The organism is Kribbella koreensis, assembly GCF_039525325.1.
Classification (GTDB): Bacteria; Actinomycetota; Actinomycetes; order Propionibacteriales; family Kribbellaceae; genus Kribbella; species Kribbella koreensis.
On sequence record NZ_BAAAHK010000007.1, the window covers coordinates 527,115 to 544,339 of the forward strand.

A 17,225-nucleotide genomic window follows, 5' to 3' on the forward strand; every position below is an offset into this window, starting at 1 on the left:
GGGACGGGCGTAGTACTCAGATGTGGTTGGTGCGGTACCAGCGCTCAGCGGCCGGGTGGAGCGGGATCGGCATGGTGGCGATCGCGGAGCGGGCGTCCAGGGAGCCGGCTTCCTTGTGGTACGTAATCAGGTCGGCCTGGCGGCGGAACAGGGTGTTGAGGGTCCACCAGGCCCAGGAGTCGGACAGCCCCCGGCGGGCCAGCAGGTAGTTCGGGATGGCCAGGGTCGGGACCGAGCTGGCCAGCTTGTAGACCGACGGCGGGATCGAGGACAGCACGTAACCGCCGAAGCGGCGCAGCGCGATGGTCTCGGCGACGTCGCCGATGTCGACCAGCCGGAAGCCGATCGTGTCCTGCAGCGCCCCGATCGGAGTGGTCGGCAGACCACCGCTCCAGATCAGCGCGTCGATACCGCCCTTGGCCTTGGAGTTCTCGGCCTTGGCGGCCAGCGCCTTCACCGCGCTCTCCAGGTCGAGGTTCACCTTCGTCACGTTCCGGACCTTGGCGGTGTCCAGGATCCGGTCGGCGACGACCTTGGTCCCCGACAGCTTCGGTCCGACGCTGACGGTCTTGCCGGCCAGGTCCTTGATCTTGAAGACATCGGACGCGGTCGGCACCACCACGTGGACGTAGTTGTCGTAGGTCCGGGCCAGCGCGGTGAACCGGAGCTTGCCGGTCCTGAACTGGTCGACCCCTTCGAATGCGTCCAGGGCCGAGTCGGACAGGCTGAAGGCGAGGTCGGCGGTGCCGTTGTCCAGCATCCGCAGGTTCTGCACCGAGCCCTGGGTGGTGATCGTCTCCATCGTGACGCCGGTCACCTCGGTGACCAGCTTCGCCAGGCCCGCGCCGTAGATCGAGTACACGCCGCCGACGTTGCCGGTGGCGAGCTTGGCCGGGCCGCCGGGGGCCGGCTCCTTCGACCGTCCGCGAGAGCACCCGGGCACCACCAGAGCGGCCGCTGCGGCGGCTCCGAATCCGAGCACATTGCGGCGATTCAGGAGATGGGCGCGATCCATAAGGGACAACCTATTGGGCAAGTGGTCTTCAGGCTACTTACCGTGCTCGAACCAACAGGTCTGGACGGGCCCCCTCTGGATGTGACAGCGTTGTCATCGCACCGGCCGCGAGGGCCGCGCCAGACCGTCATCGGAGGATGATTTCGTGCACGACGACCGTCAACTCATCGAGGAGCGGCTCCAGCGCGCCCTGCGGGAGCGGATCCGCCCCGCGATCTACGGCGCGGCCGTCCCGCTGGACATCAAGGTGTGGCACGCGCCTGGTGAGCCGGTGTCACCCGCCGAAGCGCTCGCGGCCAATTACGAGCCGGCCGAGATCGGCCTGCCCTGGGGTGCCCCGTGGGGGACCGCGTGGTTCAACTTCAGCGGCCAGGTCCCGGCCGAGTGGGCCGGGCAGGAGATCGAGGCCGTCATCGACCTCGGCTTCAGCGGCGGCCCGGGCTTCTCCGCGGAGGGCCTGGTGCACACCACCAAGGGCGTCCCGCTGAAGGGCCTGCACCCGCGCCAGACGTATGCGCCGCTGTCCATCCTCGGCCCGGACGGTACGGCGGCCTCGCCCGGCGACCAGATCGAGTTCTACGTCGAGGCGGCCGCGAACCCGGAGGTGCTCGGCCACAACGCCTTCGCCCCGTTGGCCGAGGACCTCGGCGCCAAGCCCGAGCCGGGCGGCAAGCCGATCTACCAGCTCACCCGCGCCGACCTGGCCGTCTTCAACGCCGAGGTCTGGGACCTGATCCTCGACCTCGAGGCGCTGAACGGCCTGCAGAAGGAGCTCCCCCAGCAGGAGCCGCGCAGCCGCGAGATCCTGCGCGCCCTGAGCCGCGCCCTCGACGTACTCGACTACGAGGACGTCCCCGGTACTGCGACAGCCGCGCGCGCCGAGCTGACCGAGGTACTGAGCCGTCCTGCGCACGCCAGTGCTCACCAGCTCTCCGCTGTCGGCCACGCGCACATCGACTCGGCCTGGCTCTGGCCACTGCGCGAGACCCGCCGCAAGGTGGCCCGTACGGTCTCCAACGTCGCCACGCTGGCCCAGGAGTACCCGGAGCTCGTCTTCGCGTTCTCGCAGGCGCAGCAGCACGCCTGGGTGAAGGACAACTACCCCGAGGTCTGGGAGCGGCTGAAGAAGGCCGTCGCCGACGGCACCATCGTCCCGGTGGGCGGCATGTGGGTCGAGTCCGACACCAACCTGCCCGGCGGCGAGGCGCTGGCCCGGCAGTTCGTGCACGGCAAGCGGTTCTTCCTGGACGAGTACGGGATCGACACCCAGGAGGTCTGGCTGCCGGACTCGTTCGGCTACACCGCGGCGCTGCCACAGCTGGTGAAGCTGTCCGGCTCGAAGTGGTTCCTGACCCAGAAGATCTCCTGGAACCAGAAGAACAAGTTCCCGCACCACACCTTCAACTGGGAGGGTCTCGACGGGACCCAGGTGTTCACCCACTTCCCGCCGATCGACACCTACAACTCCGACCTGTCCGGCCGCGAGCTGGCACACGCGCAGCGCAACTTCGCCGAGAACGGCGCTGCCACCCGTTCGCTGGTCCCGTTCGGCTACGGCGACGGCGGTGGCGGCCCCACCCGTGAGTTCGTCGCGACGGCCCGCCGGGTGGCCAACCTGGAGTCCTCGCCGCGGGTGACGATCGAGTCCCCGACCGAGTTCTTCAGCGCGGCCCAGGAGGAGTACCCGAACGCACCGGTGTGGTCGGGCGAGCTCTACCTGGAGATCCACCGGGCGACGTACACCTCGCAGGCCAAGACCAAGCAGGGCAACCGTCGCAGCGAGCACCTGCTGCGCGAGGCCGAGCTGTGGTCCACTGCGGCAGTGGTGGCCGGCAAGCTCGACGCCTACCCGTACGAGGAGCTCGACCGGATCTGGAAGGCCGTCCTGCTCAACCAGTTCCACGACATCCTGCCGGGCAGCTCGATCGCCTGGGTGCACCGCGAGGCCGAGGCGACCTACGCCAAGCTGGCCGAGGAGCTCGAGGCGATCATCGCGACCGCGCAGCAGGCCCTGGCCGGCACCGGCGACGCGCAGATCGTCTTCAACGGCGCCCCGCACAGCCGCAGTGGCGTCGCCGGTCTCGGCGCGGGGATCGCGGTCGGCGAAGGTGCCGCGGCGACGATCGAGGGCGGCGTCCTCGACAACGGCGTGATCCGGGTGACGATCGACGAGCGCGGCCTGATCACCAGCCTGTACGACCTCGAGGCCGGTCGCGAGGTGATCGCCGCGGGCAGTACCGCGAACCTCCTGCAGCTGCACGTGGACACCCCGAACCAGTGGGACGCCTGGGACGTCGACTCGTTCTACAAGAACAACGTCCGCGACATCACCGAGGTCGACAGCGTCGACTTCTCCGATGCCGACGGCGTCGCCACCGTCGTCGTGAAGCGGTCCTTCAACCGGTCCACGGTCACCCAGACGCTGCGGCTGCGGCCGGGCGCCAAGCGGGTCGACATCGAGACCGCGATGGACTGGCACGAGTCGGAGAAGTTCCTCAAGGCGGCGTACCCGGTCGACGTGCACGCCGACCGCTCCGCCTCGGAGACCCAGTTCGGGCACATCTTCCGGCCGACCCACCAGAACACCTCGTGGGACGCGGCCAAGTTCGAGATCGCGGCGCACCGCTGGGTGCACGTCGGCGAGCCCGGCTACGGCGTCGCCGTGGTCAACGACTCGACGTACGGGCACGACGTCAACCGGACCTCGCGGGAGGACGGCGGCACCACGACCACCATCCGCACCTCGCTGATCCGGGCGCCGCGCTTCCCCGACCCGCAGACCGACCAGGGCCTGCACGTGGTCAACCACGCGCTCGTCGTCGGCGCCGGCATCCCCGACGCGATCAACGAGGGCTACCGGATCAACCTGCCCGAGCGGGTCGTCACCGGCGCCGAGGGCGTCGACCCGATCGTTGCCCTGGACAACGACAACGTGATCGTCGAGGCGGTCAAGCTGGCCGACGACCAGTCCGGCGACGTCGTCGTCCGGCTCTACGAGTCGAGCGGCGGCCGGTCCCGGGCGACGCTGACCACCGGCTTCGCGGCCGCGTCGGTGACCGAGGTCGACCTGCTCGAGCGCCACCTGGCCGACCACGAGCTCTCGGACAACGCGGTCGCCTTCGAGCTCCGCCCGTTCCAGATCCTCACCCTGCGCTTCACCCGCAGCTAGCCCGCCAACCAGCCAGCCCGCCAGCCAGCCTGGCCGGCCGGCCACATCTCAGGGGTTAACCCCTGAGATGGCAGGTTGCCCCCTCAGATTCTGAGGGGGCAACCCCGCGTTTGAGGGGTTAACCCCTCAGATGCGGCTCCTCCGCCTCCGGCAGGCCGATCGCGGTGAAGACGTTTGCGGGGTCGTACTTCGCTTTGGCCGCGCGCAATCTGGTGGCGTTGGCGCCGTAGGCCTCGTCGAGTTGTTCGCGTTCGTCCGGCCCCAACAGGTTCGGATAGCCACCTGGCAACGCGAAGGGGGCGAGCGCGTCGCTGAACTCTCGCGCCCAGCGCTGATGCGCCGGCCCGTCCTGGTCCGGGTCCCACATCGGGACGATCTCCACCACGAAGTGCGGCTGCCGAAGCCCGAAGGCGGTCTCCTCGAGCGGCACCCGGGTCGAGGCGCCATGGCAGTGGTGGGTGGAGATCAGGCACTTCTTGCCCGGCATCGACTCGACGGCCCGCACCACGGCCTCGACCGCGTCGTCGTCGATCGCCGCCAGCGAACGGGTCTGGATCACCACGTGCAGTCCGTTCTCGATGAACGGCTCGTAGAGGTCGAGGATGCCCTGGTACGGCATCGGGCCGACCTGCGACATGAGCGGCGTACCGAGTTGTTCGAGTTGGGCGATGACCTTCTCGCCGGCGGCCAGGTCACCACTCCAGGTCGGCGCGATCATCAGCACCGGTTCATCGGCGGGGCCGGTGACGACGCTGAACTGGGCGGTCAGTTCGTCGGGGGCGTCGGTGATCTGGTTGCCGAAGGCACGGAGTACGGCGGCTGCCTCGGTCCAGGAGAACATGATGAAACCGGCCAGCACGGTCGGGATCGGATGCAGCCGGACGCGGAGCTTGGTGACCACGCCGAAGTTCCCGCCGCCACCGCGCAGCGCCCAGAACAGCTCGGGATCGTCGTCGGTGTCCACCACCCGGCCGTCCGCGAGAACGACCTCGGCCCCGAGCAGGTTGTCGAGCGCCAGCCCGGCCACGCCGTTGATCGGCCCATAACCGCCGCCCAAGGTGAGCCCGGCCAGCCCCACGCCGCCGTACGTTCCCGTCGCCGCCGACAACTCGTGCGGCTGCGTCGCGGCGATCAGGTCGGAGATCAACGCGCCACCGCCGACAGTGGCGACCCGCGCCTCCGCATCGACGCTCACCTGCCGCATCCCGGTCAGGTCGATCACCACTCCGTCGTGGGCCAGCGAACGGCCGGCCCAGTCATGCCCACCACCCCGAACCGACAACGGCAGCCCGAACTCGCCGGCGATGTGCACTACGGCCTGTACGTCCGCAGTCGACTCACAATGGACCACCACCGCCGGCCGGTTCCCGACGGCGCCGTTCCAGATGGCGACTACTTCCTCGTATCCGGCCGTCCCGGGGAGCAGCAACTGCTCAACCCTCAGCCGCTCGGTCAGAGCCTCGGTCGCGTTCATCTCACTGCCTCTCCCCAGGTCGGCTGTTCATCGAAAGGCTAAGCCGGACAGACCGCCGCGCCGGCCTGATACCAACGGCCCTGCCCGCGGCTTCGCCCGATCGGGCAATCCCCATTCCGGAAGCGATGTGTCCGGGTTGGGTCCTAGCATCTGGCTATGGATCAGGAGTTCAGCGGCGAGGTGTTCGAGTGGCGGGGCCCGGCGCCGTACTACTTCGTCCGCGTGCCGCCGGAGGAAGGCGCCGCGCTGCGGGACGCGGGGTTGGCGGCCAGCTACGGCTGGGGGATGCTCCCGATTCGCGCGCGGATCGGAAGTACCGAATGGAAGACGTCGTTGTGGCCGAAGGACGGCGGCTACCTGCTCCCGCTGAAGGACGCCGTACGAAAGCCCGCCGGACTGGATGCCGGCGACCCGGTCGACGTCCGACTCACCTTCGACTCAGCACCTCGCCAACGGAAGCCGGCGACCAAGCGAGTCCCCGTCCCCCGCCCTGTCGGCTCCCGAGAACCGGTCACCGACGACCAACTGACCATCGTCCCCGCCAACCAGGCGCCATGGTCCGACCTCCAGGCGATCTTCGCCACCGGCGACCCCGCCCGCTGCTCCTGCCAGCGATTCCGCATGCTTCCCAAGGAATCCTGGGCCTCCGAAGGCGCCGAAGAACTGGCCGCCCGCCTCCAGGACCAAACCGCCTGCGGAAACCCCAAGGCGAAAACAACGAGCGGCCTGATCGCCTACCTCGACGACGAGCCCGTCGGCTGGTGTGCCGTCGCCCCACGAGCCGACCACCCCAGACTCCTGCGCGACTACCGCGTTCCTTGGCAAGGCCGGACCGAGGACAAGACCGATCCCACCGTCTGGGCGGTGACCTGTTTCGTCACCCGGGCCGGGTTCCGGCGTCGGGGAATCAGCCACGCGCTGGCCCGCGCCACCGTCGACTTCGCCCGCACCCGCGGCGCCCTCGCCATCGAGGCCTACCCGGATCTGGTGGACGGCGGGTCCGTCGGCACCCCGGCCACCTTCGCCGGTGCCGGTTTCACCGCGGTGAGCCATCCCGGGAGCCGTCGCATTGTCATGCGGCTGGACTTGTGAGCATCCACCCCTTCACGGCCATGCGGCGTTCACCGGGGGGACGTAGCTTGGTGGGGACCGACCGCTTCCAGGAGGTGGCAATGACCCCGCCGACGCCTTTGCTCGGGGGCCGCACGCTCGATCGGGCGACGGCCAGAACGTTGCCGCCGGGGTCGCGGTTGCCGACCATCGCGCAGACGTTCCTGTTCGCGCGTCACCGCAAGACCTTCTTCCCGCGGCTGCGGGCGCAGTACGGCGATGTGTTCACGATCCGGCTGGTGCCGTCGAGCCGGGTGGTCGTGGTGGTCAGCCGGCCGGAGCACATCCGCGAGGTGTTCAGTACGCCGCCGTCGATCGTGCACGCGGGCGAGGGCAACACGGCGCTCGAGCCGATCATGGGTCCGCACTCGCTGCTGCTGGTCGACGATGACGACCACATCCGGATGCGGCGTCAGCTGATGCCGGCCTTCAACGGGCATGCGCTGCGCGGGTACTCCGAGATGATCGCCCGGCTCGCTCAGGAGGAGGTCGAGGCGTGGCCGATGGGTACGCCGTTCCGGGTGCATGAGCGGATGCGCGATCTCACCCTCGAGGTGATCCTGCAGGTGGTGTTCGGGGTGACGGACTCGGATCGGCTGGCGCGGTTGCGGCCGCTGGTCGAGAAGGTCGTCTCGGTCGACCCGGTGATCATGCTCGGCGCCTTCTACCCGGTGCTGCTGAAGTTCCCGCCGTGGCGCTCCTTCCTTCGGGCGCAGCAGCAGGTCGACGAGATCCTGTACGACGAGATCGCCCGCCGCCGGGTCGATCCGGAGCTTGCCGAGCGCAACGACGTACTGTCGAAACTGCTTGCCGCAGGCACCTGGTCGGACGTCGAACTCCGCGATCAGCTGGTCACCCTGCTACTGGCCGGCCACGAAACGACTGCGACCTCACTGGCCTGGGCATTCCACGAACTGGCCCGGATGCCCGACGAGCTGCGAGCCGGCCAACAAGCAGCCGACGAGTCCAACGACGACTACCTGGAAGCCATGGGCAAGGAATCCCTCCGCCTGCACCCCGTCGTCTACCAAGTCGGCCGCCGCCTCACCGAGCCCATCGACCTAGCCGGCTACCGCCTGCCCCGCGGCACCACGGTGATGCCCGCCATCGGCCTGGTCCAAGGCGACGAGGAACACTTCCCAGACGTCAAGACCTTCCGCCCCGCCCGCTTCCTCTCCGACACCCCACCGGCCCCCGGCACCTGGATCCCCTTCGGCGGCGGCACCCGCCGCTGCATCGGCGCCGGCTTCTCCCTACTCGAGTCAACCGAGATCCTCCGAGCAGCCCTGACCCGCTACAACCTGACGGCTCCCACCACCCCGGAGAAGTCCACCCCCCGCAACGTAACCCTCGTCCCCTCCAAAGGCGCCACAATCACCGCCACCCCTCGTCGCCACCCCATCTGAGGGGTTAACCCCTCAGATGGTGGGGCTGGCGAGATCGGTGGGAGGGGGCTGTGGAGGGTAGGGGTGGGGCGGGAGGGCGGGAGGGCGGGGGGTCAGTCTTCGGGGTCGCCGATGTCGCCGAGGTCTACGTCTCGGACGTCCTCCAGGTCGGTTTCGTCTTCGTCGTCCAGTTCGAAGGGTTCGTCGTCGTTGACCACGTGGACGGCTGCTTCCTCGGCGCTGGCGGCGGCGCCGTCGAAGCCGACGTCCTCGGCCACCAGGTCCTTCTCGTCGTCGAAGTGGGCGCCCTCGTCCGGCGCGACCAGCCGGCCGGAGCGGACCTGGCCGACCTCGGGCCCGCCGACGTTCTCGCCGTCCTCGGCGTACGGGTCGATGTCGGGCTCCTCCTGCGCGATCCGCTGATCCAGCGTCTCGCCCTCCAGCGCCTCCTCGGCGGTGGTGCCGAAGCCTTCGCCCGCGGACCACTTCTCCGGCGGCGAGTAGCCCTCGTCCAGCAGGTCGTCCACGCCGCGGTCGTTCAGCGTGTCCGAGGCCTGCAACTGGTCCTCGTCGTCGACGCTGTAGCTGCCGTAGTCCTCACGGTTGTTGTCGCTCATGGCACCACCCTCGCTGTCCGGGCGACCGGAATCAAGCGGCGCCACTGCACCTGTCCGGCCCACCCATCCCTGATGATGGGGTGATGGACCCGGTGCGGCTGACCCTGGAGCAGTTGCGCGAACTCCGCGACGACATCGCTCCCCGCGCCGCCCGGCGCTCCAAGGCCTCCGTCCGCCGCCGTCTCGAGCGCTGGCGCGACCGCGCCTTCTTCATCGCCCAGTGCGCCCTGGCCGCCTCCACCGCCTGGGCGATCGCCCGCTACGCCCTGGGCCACAAGCAACCGTTCTTCGCCCCGGTCGCCGCGATGGTCTGCCTCGGCTTCAGCTTCGGCCAGCGCCTGCGCCGGGTCGCCGAGGTGATGGTCGGCGTGGCCGTCGGGGTCGGCGTCGGCGACCTGTTCGTCCGGGCCTTCGGTACCGGCGTCTTCCAGCTCGTCATCGTGATCGCGCTCGCGATGAGCATCGCCGTCCTGCTCGGCGCCGGCACTCTGATGACCACCCAGGCCGGCGTCCAGGCCGCGATCGTGACCACCCTGCTGCCCACCGACGGCGCCGCCTTCAACCGCTGGCTGGACGCGGCCCTCGGCGGCGTGGTCGCGTTGGCGGCGGCAACCATCGCCCCCGCCACCGCGATTCGTCGCCCCCGGCAACAAGCCACGAGCGTCCTGAACGAGCTCTCGGCCATCCTGATCGAGACCGCCGACGGCCTGCGCCTCGACGACCACGACGCCGTCACGGACGCCCTCCGCCGCGCCCGCGAGAGCGAGCGCCTGCTCGACAACCTGCGCAGTGCTGCCGCCGAGGGCGTCGCCGTCGTCCGGCTGTCCCCCTTCCGCCGCCGCCATCGCGGCCGCGTCCAGGAGATCGCCGACCTGGTCATCCCGCTCGACCGCGCGATCCGCAACATCAGAGTCCTGGTACGCCGGGTAGCAGTCTCCGTCTGGCGCGACGAGCGCATGCCGGACGAGTACCCGATGCTGCTCGACCGCCTCGCCGACGGCACCCGCCTGATCGCCGAGTCCCTTTTCGAGCCGGCCGCCGACGTCGCCGCCCACCGCGTCCTGGGCGAGCTCGGCCGCCGTACCGCCGTACTCCCCACCCCACCCGGCCTGTCCGCCGTCGTCGTCCTCGGCCAGATGCGCTCGGTCATCGTCGACCTGCTCGAGCTGACCGGCACGTCGTACGACGAGGCCCGCGAAATGGTCCCACTCCGCCCGGACGGCCTGGACGAGAAGTAGCGGTCAAAACCCCGTGTGGCGCCGATCACACAAAATGTTCTGAGAAATCCCCGTCATACCCGGCCCCGGCGTGCGTCTCACAGGCATGACGATCCACCGACTGATGACAGTCATCGCCAGCGAGCAGGTTCACCTGCGCCGCGATGACGCGAGTGACAAGACGGCCCCCGCGGTCGCCTCAGTGGTGCCCCCGGACGACCGGAGCGACGCTGCCGCCAAGCAGTAAGGCGCGAACCGGACGGACGGACAGGCAGCGCACCCGGACGATCTTCCCCACCGAGGTAGATCGCACGGAAGTCGCATGACGCACGAGGCGCCCTTATGCGAGCGCGCCGCCTGCTCCGTCACCCAGTGCCCCGCCACAGCGGGGTACGACCGAGAACCACCCGCTGGCTGTCCTGACGCCGATTGCGCGAGGCTCAGGCCGGCCCGGGTGGTTCTTACTTTTCTAGACCTTCTCGACGACGACCTCGGTGGTGACGGAGTTGGCGATGAAGCACTCCTGATGTGACAGGTGGTGCAGCCGGTCCATCGCCGCCTCGTCCGGCGTCTCACCCGCGAAGGTGATCACCGGATGCAGCGTCACCCGAGTCACGGCCATCCGCCCGGCCTCGTTCTTGGCCATCACGCCGACCGCGTGATCGACGTACGAGTCGACCACCAGCCGCTTCTTCGCCGCGATCGCGAGGAAGGTGAGCATGTGGCAGGACGACAGCGCCGCCACGAACGCCTCCTCCGGATCCACCGTCCCGGAGTCCGTGCCCAGGTACGCCGGATTGGCCGACCCGGGCACGGTCACTCCACCGTCGAAGCGCCACTCGTGGTCCCGGCTGTAGCTCTGGTAGGTGAACTCGTGCTCACCGCGACTCCAGCTGACATCGACCACGTGCTCCGACATGGGTTACCTCTCCTCCGAGATCACTCCACGGCACTTCGACGGTGCCGTCACCGGGTTGCATCGTACGGCGGTCTTCTCCGGCAGCTGGGCGACGAAGTCGCTGTCGTACCGGGCCGCCATGCCCGCGACCGGGAAGTCGGTCGTCACGTACTGCGCGCCGCTGGCCAGCGCGATGCCGAGCCGGGTGTAGTCCTTGGTCCGGATCGTCGCCATCGGCTCGTCCGACCGGCTGCGGACCAGGTACCCCTTCTTGACCAGCCGCTGGATCTCGGCCTGGCCGGCGCCCCGCGGGTCGTTGACTTCGGTGATCGCGGCGTCCGGCTCACCCTCGGGACCACGGGTGAAGACCGCGCGACCCTCCAGGTTCGGCTTGCCCGCCCGGTACAGGTCGCGGATCGCGGAACCCGGACCGCCGTTGTCGAAGTAGAACATCACCTTGCCGCGGGCCTCCCGCAGCGTCGGCCAGCCTTTGGTCAGTACCGACTGCTCCAGGGTCAGGCCCGGCTTGCGGACGTCGTCCGGGGTGATCAGGTCGTCCGCGCTGAAGACCGAGCGGATCTCGGCGTCGACGCTGTCCAGGTTGCCCGCGTCCCACGGCGGCGCCACCACGCCACCGGCCGCGACGACCTGCGGGTCGGACTGCTTCAGCTCGAGGTTGATCGAGATCGGCGCCGCGTCCGGGTGCTCGTCGGTCCACGTCTTGACCTGCTGCAGGCACAGGACGAAGGTCCGGCAGTTGGTGTTGTAGTCGAAGTCCGGGACGTGCATCACCTTGATGCCAGGCTGCGCGAGCGCCGGGTCGGTGAGGGGTCCCTGACCGGTCAGCTTGCGCAGCAGCGGGTACTGGTAGAGCCCGCCGGCCGGGTCCGGGAACAGGTCGAACTCCAGCGTGCGCATGTTCTGGTCCTCGAGCTGCTGCGGGACCGAGGCGTGCGAGTAGAACAGGTCGACCACGCCCGGGTTCAGCGACAGCTGGGCCTTCTGCTCGGCCGCGTTCAGCTCCCGGTGGTAGGAGTTGTGCGAGCCGATCTGCTGCACCTGGTTCATCCGGACCCCGGAGGTGTTCGTCCGCTGCCCGCCCTTCGCATCGGCGCTTTGCCCGGGCAGCGCCGCGCTCCCCGCCAGCCCACCCCCGGCCACGGCCAGGGACGCGAGTCCCGCGACTAGTCTCCTGCTGACCTGCATGTGCTTTCTCCCTCGGTGGACCGGACGGACGAGCTCAAGCCTGATTCTCGTCCGGACCGGTGTCATCTGGCTGACCGCAAGCTGACAGCAAACCGTGTGGTGCTGAAGCTGTGCTTTTGGCAACGTTGTCGCCGAGTGGAGGCACAATGAACACCATGGTCACCACATCCGCCGGCGAGGAGCCGGGCGCCGACGCCGGTACGGCGTACCCGCTGCGCCGGACGCCGACCCAGGACCGGGCCAACCGCCAGGTCGAGCGCATCCTGGACGCGGCCTGCGCCGAGGTGGTCGAGCGCGGCTACGACGCCGCCTCGACCAGCAGCATCGCCCGCCGGGCCGAGATCGCGGTCGGCAGCGTCTACCGGTACTTCCCGGACAAGCGCACCCTGATCCAGGCGATCGAGCGGCGCAACCAGCATCGCTACACCGACGCCGTCCGCGAGCGGCTGGCCGTGGTGGCGGACTGGCGCCAGGCCGTCGATGTCACCCTGGACACCTTCCGCGAGATGCACAACACCGATCCGGGCTTCCGGGCGGTGGTGCTGAGCGGGCTGGGCGACCCGGACCTGGAGGCGACTCCCGGTGAGTTCGACGACCAGCACGCGGGCGAGTTCGCCGAGCTGCTGACGTTGCGGTTCGGGGCGCGGGACAGCCACGAGTTCCGGATGAGCGTCACGCTGACGATCGCGATGGGCGAGGCGCTGGCCCACCTGGCGGACCGGCTGCCGGCCGGCGACGCGGAGTACGTGCTGGCCCAGGGCCGCCCGGCCCTGCACCGCCTGCTCGAGCCGCACCTGCCGGCCGAGTCAGGCGACGTTCTGCCCTGAAATCACCAGTTGCTCGAGCCAGGGGCAGAAGGCTCGAGCAACAACGCCGTAAATCAAAGGTCCCCCGCCATCAGGCGAGGGATCGCACCGCGTAAGGAATGCTTACGCCTGCGGGACCGCCGAGCGTGGGCCGATGGTCGGCCAGTGGCTCACCTTGCCCGCGATCCGGGCCCGCCGGGGCGCCCGGATGTCGTAGCTGACGATCACCCGGTCGTTCTTGGCGTAGCTGCTCGCCGCGGCCAGCGGGATCATCCGCGCGACCTCGAACGGGCCCTCGCCGTGCCGGGTGTAGTACTCGACGGTGACCTCCAGGCACTCGGCCGTCGCACCACTGTCCAGCTGTCCGCGGACCGGGCCGCGCACCTTCGTCACCCGTCCGGCTGTTTTCTCGACCCCATCGCTGCGGCGCCGGACGCCCGCAACGATGTCTGCCACGATGCATGCCGTGACCAGCAGCACCAGGCCTAAACCACCGAAGACAACGATAGTTAACATGGCACTCACCCCCGACGCGTCGCCCGCGAGCGGCGCGGTCGTCGTTTTGTCGTACTGCCTGTACAGGCCTTCCTGTACAAACGGTGGGACGGCGGCTGAGCTGATCCGGTTCCCACGTACTGACAATCGTGTCTCAGCTGTCGCCGAACATCCCGAACTGATGCCGTGACGGCACCGGCCGGAACGTGCCCAGCTCACGCTGCGCCCACAGCCAGTACTCCGCCAGCGGATTCTCGCCCTCGCGGACCGTCGGCAGCTCGATCCCCTCGTCCAGCAAGGCCTGCGCGCCGGCGGCGTCGCCCTGCAGCAGCAGGAGCTTGACCCTGGCCGCCCGGATCCGCGGTTGCGCGCGCACCTGCTCCGAAGCGCGCCGGTAGAACTGCTCGGCGGATCGGGTGTCGCCCGCCTCGACGGCCCACTCGAAAGCCTCCACGAACAACTGGTGCAAGCCGGCCGGAGCAAGGGCCACCGCGTCATCCCAGTCGCGGCTGTCGCCCGAGCGCAGTGCCAGTTCGCGGGCGGACCATACGGTTTTCAAGCAATTGCCCGACCTGCGCCAGGCGTCGAGCGCGCCGTCGTGGTCATCGGCGTACCAGCGGGCAACGCCGCGGTGGTACCAGATCAGCCAGTTGTCGTCCTCGACGGCTTCGAGCAGGTCCTTCCAGTGCAGCAGCGTTCCGTCCGGCGCGCCGTGATGGTCGAGCGGCATCCGGCCGTCGAGTACCGGCAGCCAGGCGCGTTCGCGATCCGTCATCGTCTCCTCGGCGAACGGCGTACCGGCCGAGACCTTCCAGCCCGTACGCCGCAACTCCAGCGCGCCCCATCCGGAGCCCGTCGCGAGCGGCTCGACCGGCTCGGCGTCGATGACGGTCAACCACTCCTCCTCGCGCGCGGCGAGCGAACGGAGTACGGGCTCCAGTACTGCGCCGGTCGCCAGGCGGGCCGTCTTCCAGTCACTGTCGTGCGCCTTGGCCGGGTCGACACTGACGCGCCCGTACGCCTCCAGCCAGTGCCAGTTGGTTGCTGGCGGCAACTTGAGGTGCTCCATCTGGGTCCGCGCCAGGCCGGCCTGGATCTCGGCGTACCCGTGCCCCTCCAACCCCGGCGACAACCAGTCCTGCCAGCGCCGCCCGCCGGTCGACTCACCCCAGACGAACAGCTTCCGCCCGCGCAACCGGTCCGTCGACGCCTGCGCCAACCCGTTGCCCTCGGCATCGAGTGACGCGATCCAGGGCTGCTCCTGCGGCGGCAGCTCGAAGAAGAAGTCGACCGCCCGGCGATGCCGCATCGGATACGACAGATCGAACCCGTCGTACTCCGGTACGCCGACCAGGTCGAGCCGATTCCCGTACCCGAACCGCCAGGCCTGGTCGGCCGGCACGAGCACCCGCGTCCCCGGCGACTGCTCGACCGCGATGTTCGACCACCAGTACGCCGGGGCCGTCTCGCTCGACGGGTTCTGGATCCGCGCACCGACGTACAGCTGCTCGGAGTCGTCGGGCAGCCAGAAGTCGAGCTGGATGATCAGGTTGCGGGTCCGCTCCAACTCCCACAGGCGCAGTACCGGCGTACCGTCCGGGCCCTCGACGCGAGCTGCGTGCATGGGTGAGCAGGTGCCGGTCCAATGGCCGGTGCTGCCGAGGTTCCACTCGACTCCACCGGCGAACCAGGCGTTGCGCAGGGCGAGGTTGGCCGGCTGGAAGACCGGGTTGCGATAGAGCAGCTCGTCGCCAGTCGCCTTGTGCACAAGCGAGTAGAGGCGGCCGCCGAGGCTGGGGAGGATGGTGGCCCGGAGGTGGTCGTTCTCCAGGATCAGCGAGGGCAGCGCCCGCTCGACGAGCTCACGGTCGTAGCCATCCTGGATGAGGCCGGGCAGCATCGTCTGCAGGTGATCGGGGTACGTCATGTTCTCGCGCATCTCGGCCGGCAGCTCGGCCAGGTTCTCGACGTGGTGCAGATCCTGGCTCGAGGACACCGGCGGCAGCGGGTTCTCCTCGCCGAGGGAGGCGGCGGGTAGCTGCAAATCTTGCGCGTAAAGGGTCGTCACAGGCTGATTCTCGCAACTTTGCGCAATGGGGTCCATGGTTACTCGGGAGTCAGATATACATGGACGACCGACGCGAGAAAGCGAGCACCGATGGATGCGGATGTGATCGTGGTGGGAGCCGGCCTGGCCGGGCTGGCCGCCACCGCCGAGCTGGCCGACGCGGGCAAGAAGGTGCTGCTGCTCGACCAGGAGCCCGAGGCCTCGCTGGGTGGGCAGGCGTTCTGGTCGTTCGGCGGGCTGATGTTCGTGGACTCGCCCGAGCAGCGCCGGATGGGCATCAAGGACTCCCGCGATCTCGCGCTGCAGGACTGGCTCGGCTCGGCCGGTTTCGACCGGCTGGACGACGAGGACAAGTGGGCCCGGCAGTGGGCTGAGGCGTACGTCGACTTCGCGTCCGGTGAGAAGCGGCCGTGGCTGCACGGCCAGGGCGTCCGGTTCTTCCCGGTCGTCGGCTGGGCCGAGCGCGGTGGGTACAACGCTGACGGTCACGGCAACTCGGTGCCTCGCTTCCACATCACCTGGGGCACCGGGCCTGGTCTGGTCGCGCCCTTCGAGCGTCGCGTCCGCGAGGCCGTCGCGAAGGGGCTGGTGGAGTTCCGGTTCCGGCACCGGGTGGACGAGCTGACGGTGACCGGCGGTGTCGTCGACGGCGTCTCCGGCAAGGTCCTCGAGCCGAGCTCGGTGACCCGCGGTGTCTCCAGCTCGCGCGTCGAGGTGGAGGACTTCGCTCTGACCGCGCAGGCGGTGATCGTGACGTCGGGCGGCATCGGCGGCAACCACGATCTGGTCCGGGAGTCCTGGCCCGAGCGGCTCGGCAAGGCGCCGAAGGAGATGATCACCGGCGTACCGGCGCATGTCGACGGCCGGATGCTCGGCATCACCGAGGCGGCCGGCGGGCGGTACGTGAACCGCGACCGGATGTGGCACTACACCGAGGGCATCCGCAACTGGGACCCGATCTGGCCCTCGCACGGGATCCGGATCCTGCCCGGCCCGTCGTCGCTGTGGTTCGACGCGACCGGCAAGCGGCTGCCGGTGCCCTTGTTTCCAGGCTTCGACACTCTCGGCACGCTCGAGCACATCGTGAAGACCGGCTACGACTACAGCTGGTTCGTGCTCACCCAGAAGATCATCGAGAAGGAGTTCGCGCTCTCCGGGCAGGAACAGAACCCGGACCTGACCGGCAAGGACATCAAGGGCGTGCTCGGCCGGGCCCGTGGTGGCGCGACCGCTCCCGTACAGGCCTTCATGGACAAGGGCGCGGACTTCGTCGTCCGCAACAACCTGTCCGACCTGGTCCGCGGGATGAACGAGGTGGCCGGCTCCGACCTGATCGACTACACCGAGCTGGAGCGCCAGATCCTGGCCCGCGACCGCGAGATGGACAACACCTTCACCAAGGACCTCCAGGTCACCGCGCTGCGCGGCGCCCGGAACTACCGCGGCGACAAGCTCATCCGGGTCGCGCCACCGCACAAGATCCTCGATCCCAAGGCCGGGCCGCTGATCGCGGTGAAGCTCAACATCCTGACCCGCAAGTCGCTCGGCGGCCTGCAAACCGATCTGGATTCCCGGGTACTCCGCGCCGACGGCACCCCACTGCCCGGCGTCTACGCGGCCGGCGAGGTCTCCGGTTTCGGCGGCGGCGGCATCCATGGCTACCGCTCACTCGAAGGCACCTTCGTCGGCGGCTGCCTCTTCACCGGCCGCACCGCAGGTCGAGCGGCCGCCAAAGCAGTGTCCTGACAGCCCATCCGGACAGCGG

The 17,225-nt window shown here is 69.3% G+C and carries 14 protein-coding genes; 7 read left to right on the forward strand and 7 right to left on the reverse strand.

All coding sequences use genetic code 11. The annotated features are described in order from the left end of the window. Positions 1 to 16: 16 nt before the first annotated feature. Positions 17 to 1,015 (reverse strand): TAXI family TRAP transporter solute-binding subunit, encoded by a 999-nt coding sequence (locus ABD116_RS16480; protein ID WP_343970073.1) that lies wholly within the window; start codon positions 1,013 to 1,015, stop codon positions 17 to 19. A gap of 145 nt (positions 1,016 to 1,160) precedes the next feature. Here ABD116_RS16480 and ABD116_RS16485 point away from each other — a divergent pair, with 145 nt between their 5' ends. Beyond that, positions 1,161 to 4,184 (forward strand): alpha-mannosidase, encoded by a 3,024-nt coding sequence (locus ABD116_RS16485; RefSeq protein WP_343970076.1) that lies wholly within the window; start codon positions 1,161 to 1,163, stop codon positions 4,182 to 4,184. 118 nt (positions 4,185 to 4,302) lie between these two features. Here the strand turns inward: ABD116_RS16485 and ABD116_RS16490 are convergent, their stop codons facing one another. Beyond that, positions 4,303 to 5,658: an FAD-binding oxidoreductase gene (locus ABD116_RS16490; RefSeq protein WP_343970079.1), complete on the reverse strand. Its 1,356-nt coding sequence runs from the start codon at positions 5,656 to 5,658 to the stop codon at positions 4,303 to 4,305. Between the two features lie 156 nt (positions 5,659 to 5,814). Between ABD116_RS16490 and ABD116_RS16495 the strand changes: the two genes are divergently transcribed. Then, on the forward strand, positions 5,815 to 6,750 hold the full coding sequence (locus tag ABD116_RS16495) for a GNAT family N-acetyltransferase (RefSeq protein WP_343970082.1): 936 nt from the start codon (positions 5,815 to 5,817) through the stop codon (positions 6,748 to 6,750). An 80-nt stretch (positions 6,751 to 6,830) separates the two neighbouring features. After that, a complete protein-coding gene (locus ABD116_RS16500; protein ID WP_343970085.1) occupies positions 6,831 to 8,174 on the forward strand; it encodes a cytochrome P450 in 1,344 nt (447 codons plus the stop codon). Between the two features lie 92 nt (positions 8,175 to 8,266). Here ABD116_RS16500 and ABD116_RS16505 read toward each other — a convergent pair whose 3' ends face one another. Continuing rightward, on the reverse strand, positions 8,267 to 8,770 hold the full coding sequence (locus tag ABD116_RS16505) for a DUF5709 domain-containing protein (protein ID WP_343970088.1): 504 nt from the start codon (positions 8,768 to 8,770) through the stop codon (positions 8,267 to 8,269). Positions 8,771 to 8,853: 83 nt separating this feature from the next. Between ABD116_RS16505 and ABD116_RS16510 the strand changes: the two genes are divergently transcribed. Both ABD116_RS16510 and ABD116_RS16515 read left to right on the forward strand, forming a co-directional pair. Continuing rightward, entirely contained in the window at positions 8,854 to 10,008 is a 1,155-nt protein-coding gene (locus ABD116_RS16510) for an FUSC family protein (protein ID WP_343970091.1), read from the forward strand. An 85-nt stretch (positions 10,009 to 10,093) separates the two neighbouring features. Continuing rightward, positions 10,094 to 10,234, forward strand: a complete 141-nt coding sequence (locus ABD116_RS16515) for a hypothetical protein (RefSeq protein ID WP_343970094.1) — start codon at positions 10,094 to 10,096, stop codon at positions 10,232 to 10,234. A gap of 222 nt (positions 10,235 to 10,456) precedes the next feature. Here the strand turns inward: ABD116_RS16515 and ABD116_RS16520 are convergent, their stop codons facing one another. Together ABD116_RS16520 and ABD116_RS16525 are read right to left on the reverse strand one after the other, a co-directional pair. Further along, the gene (locus ABD116_RS16520) at positions 10,457 to 10,906 is read right to left on the reverse strand and encodes an OsmC family protein (protein ID WP_343970097.1); all 450 of its coding nucleotides are present in this window, start codon (positions 10,904 to 10,906) and stop codon (positions 10,457 to 10,459) included. 3 nt (positions 10,907 to 10,909) lie between these two features. Next, positions 10,910 to 12,091 carry a phosphatidylinositol-specific phospholipase C1-like protein gene (locus ABD116_RS16525; protein WP_343970100.1) on the reverse strand — a complete coding sequence of 394 codons (1,182 nt, stop codon included), beginning with the start codon at positions 12,089 to 12,091 and terminating at the stop codon, positions 10,910 to 10,912. Between the two features lie 155 nt (positions 12,092 to 12,246). On the opposite strand from ABD116_RS16525, the gene ABD116_RS16530 reads away from it, so the two are divergent. Beyond that, positions 12,247 to 12,918, forward strand: coding sequence for a TetR/AcrR family transcriptional regulator (locus tag ABD116_RS16530; protein WP_343970103.1), 672 nt, complete (start codon positions 12,247 to 12,249; stop codon positions 12,916 to 12,918). A 102-nt stretch (positions 12,919 to 13,020) separates the two neighbouring features. Here ABD116_RS16530 and ABD116_RS16535 read toward each other — a convergent pair whose 3' ends face one another. Continuing rightward, positions 13,021 to 13,413, reverse strand: a complete 393-nt coding sequence (locus ABD116_RS16535; RefSeq protein WP_343970106.1) for a DUF3592 domain-containing protein — start codon at positions 13,411 to 13,413, stop codon at positions 13,021 to 13,023. 133 nt (positions 13,414 to 13,546) lie between these two features. Beyond that, positions 13,547 to 15,460, reverse strand: coding sequence for a DUF5107 domain-containing protein (locus ABD116_RS16540; protein WP_343970109.1), 1,914 nt, complete (start codon positions 15,458 to 15,460; stop codon positions 13,547 to 13,549). A gap of 90 nt (positions 15,461 to 15,550) precedes the next feature. On the opposite strand from ABD116_RS16540, the gene ABD116_RS16545 reads away from it, so the two are divergent. Continuing rightward, positions 15,551 to 17,206, forward strand: a complete 1,656-nt coding sequence (locus ABD116_RS16545; protein WP_343970113.1) for an FAD-binding dehydrogenase — start codon at positions 15,551 to 15,553, stop codon at positions 17,204 to 17,206. Positions 17,207 to 17,225: the final 19 nt, after the last annotated feature.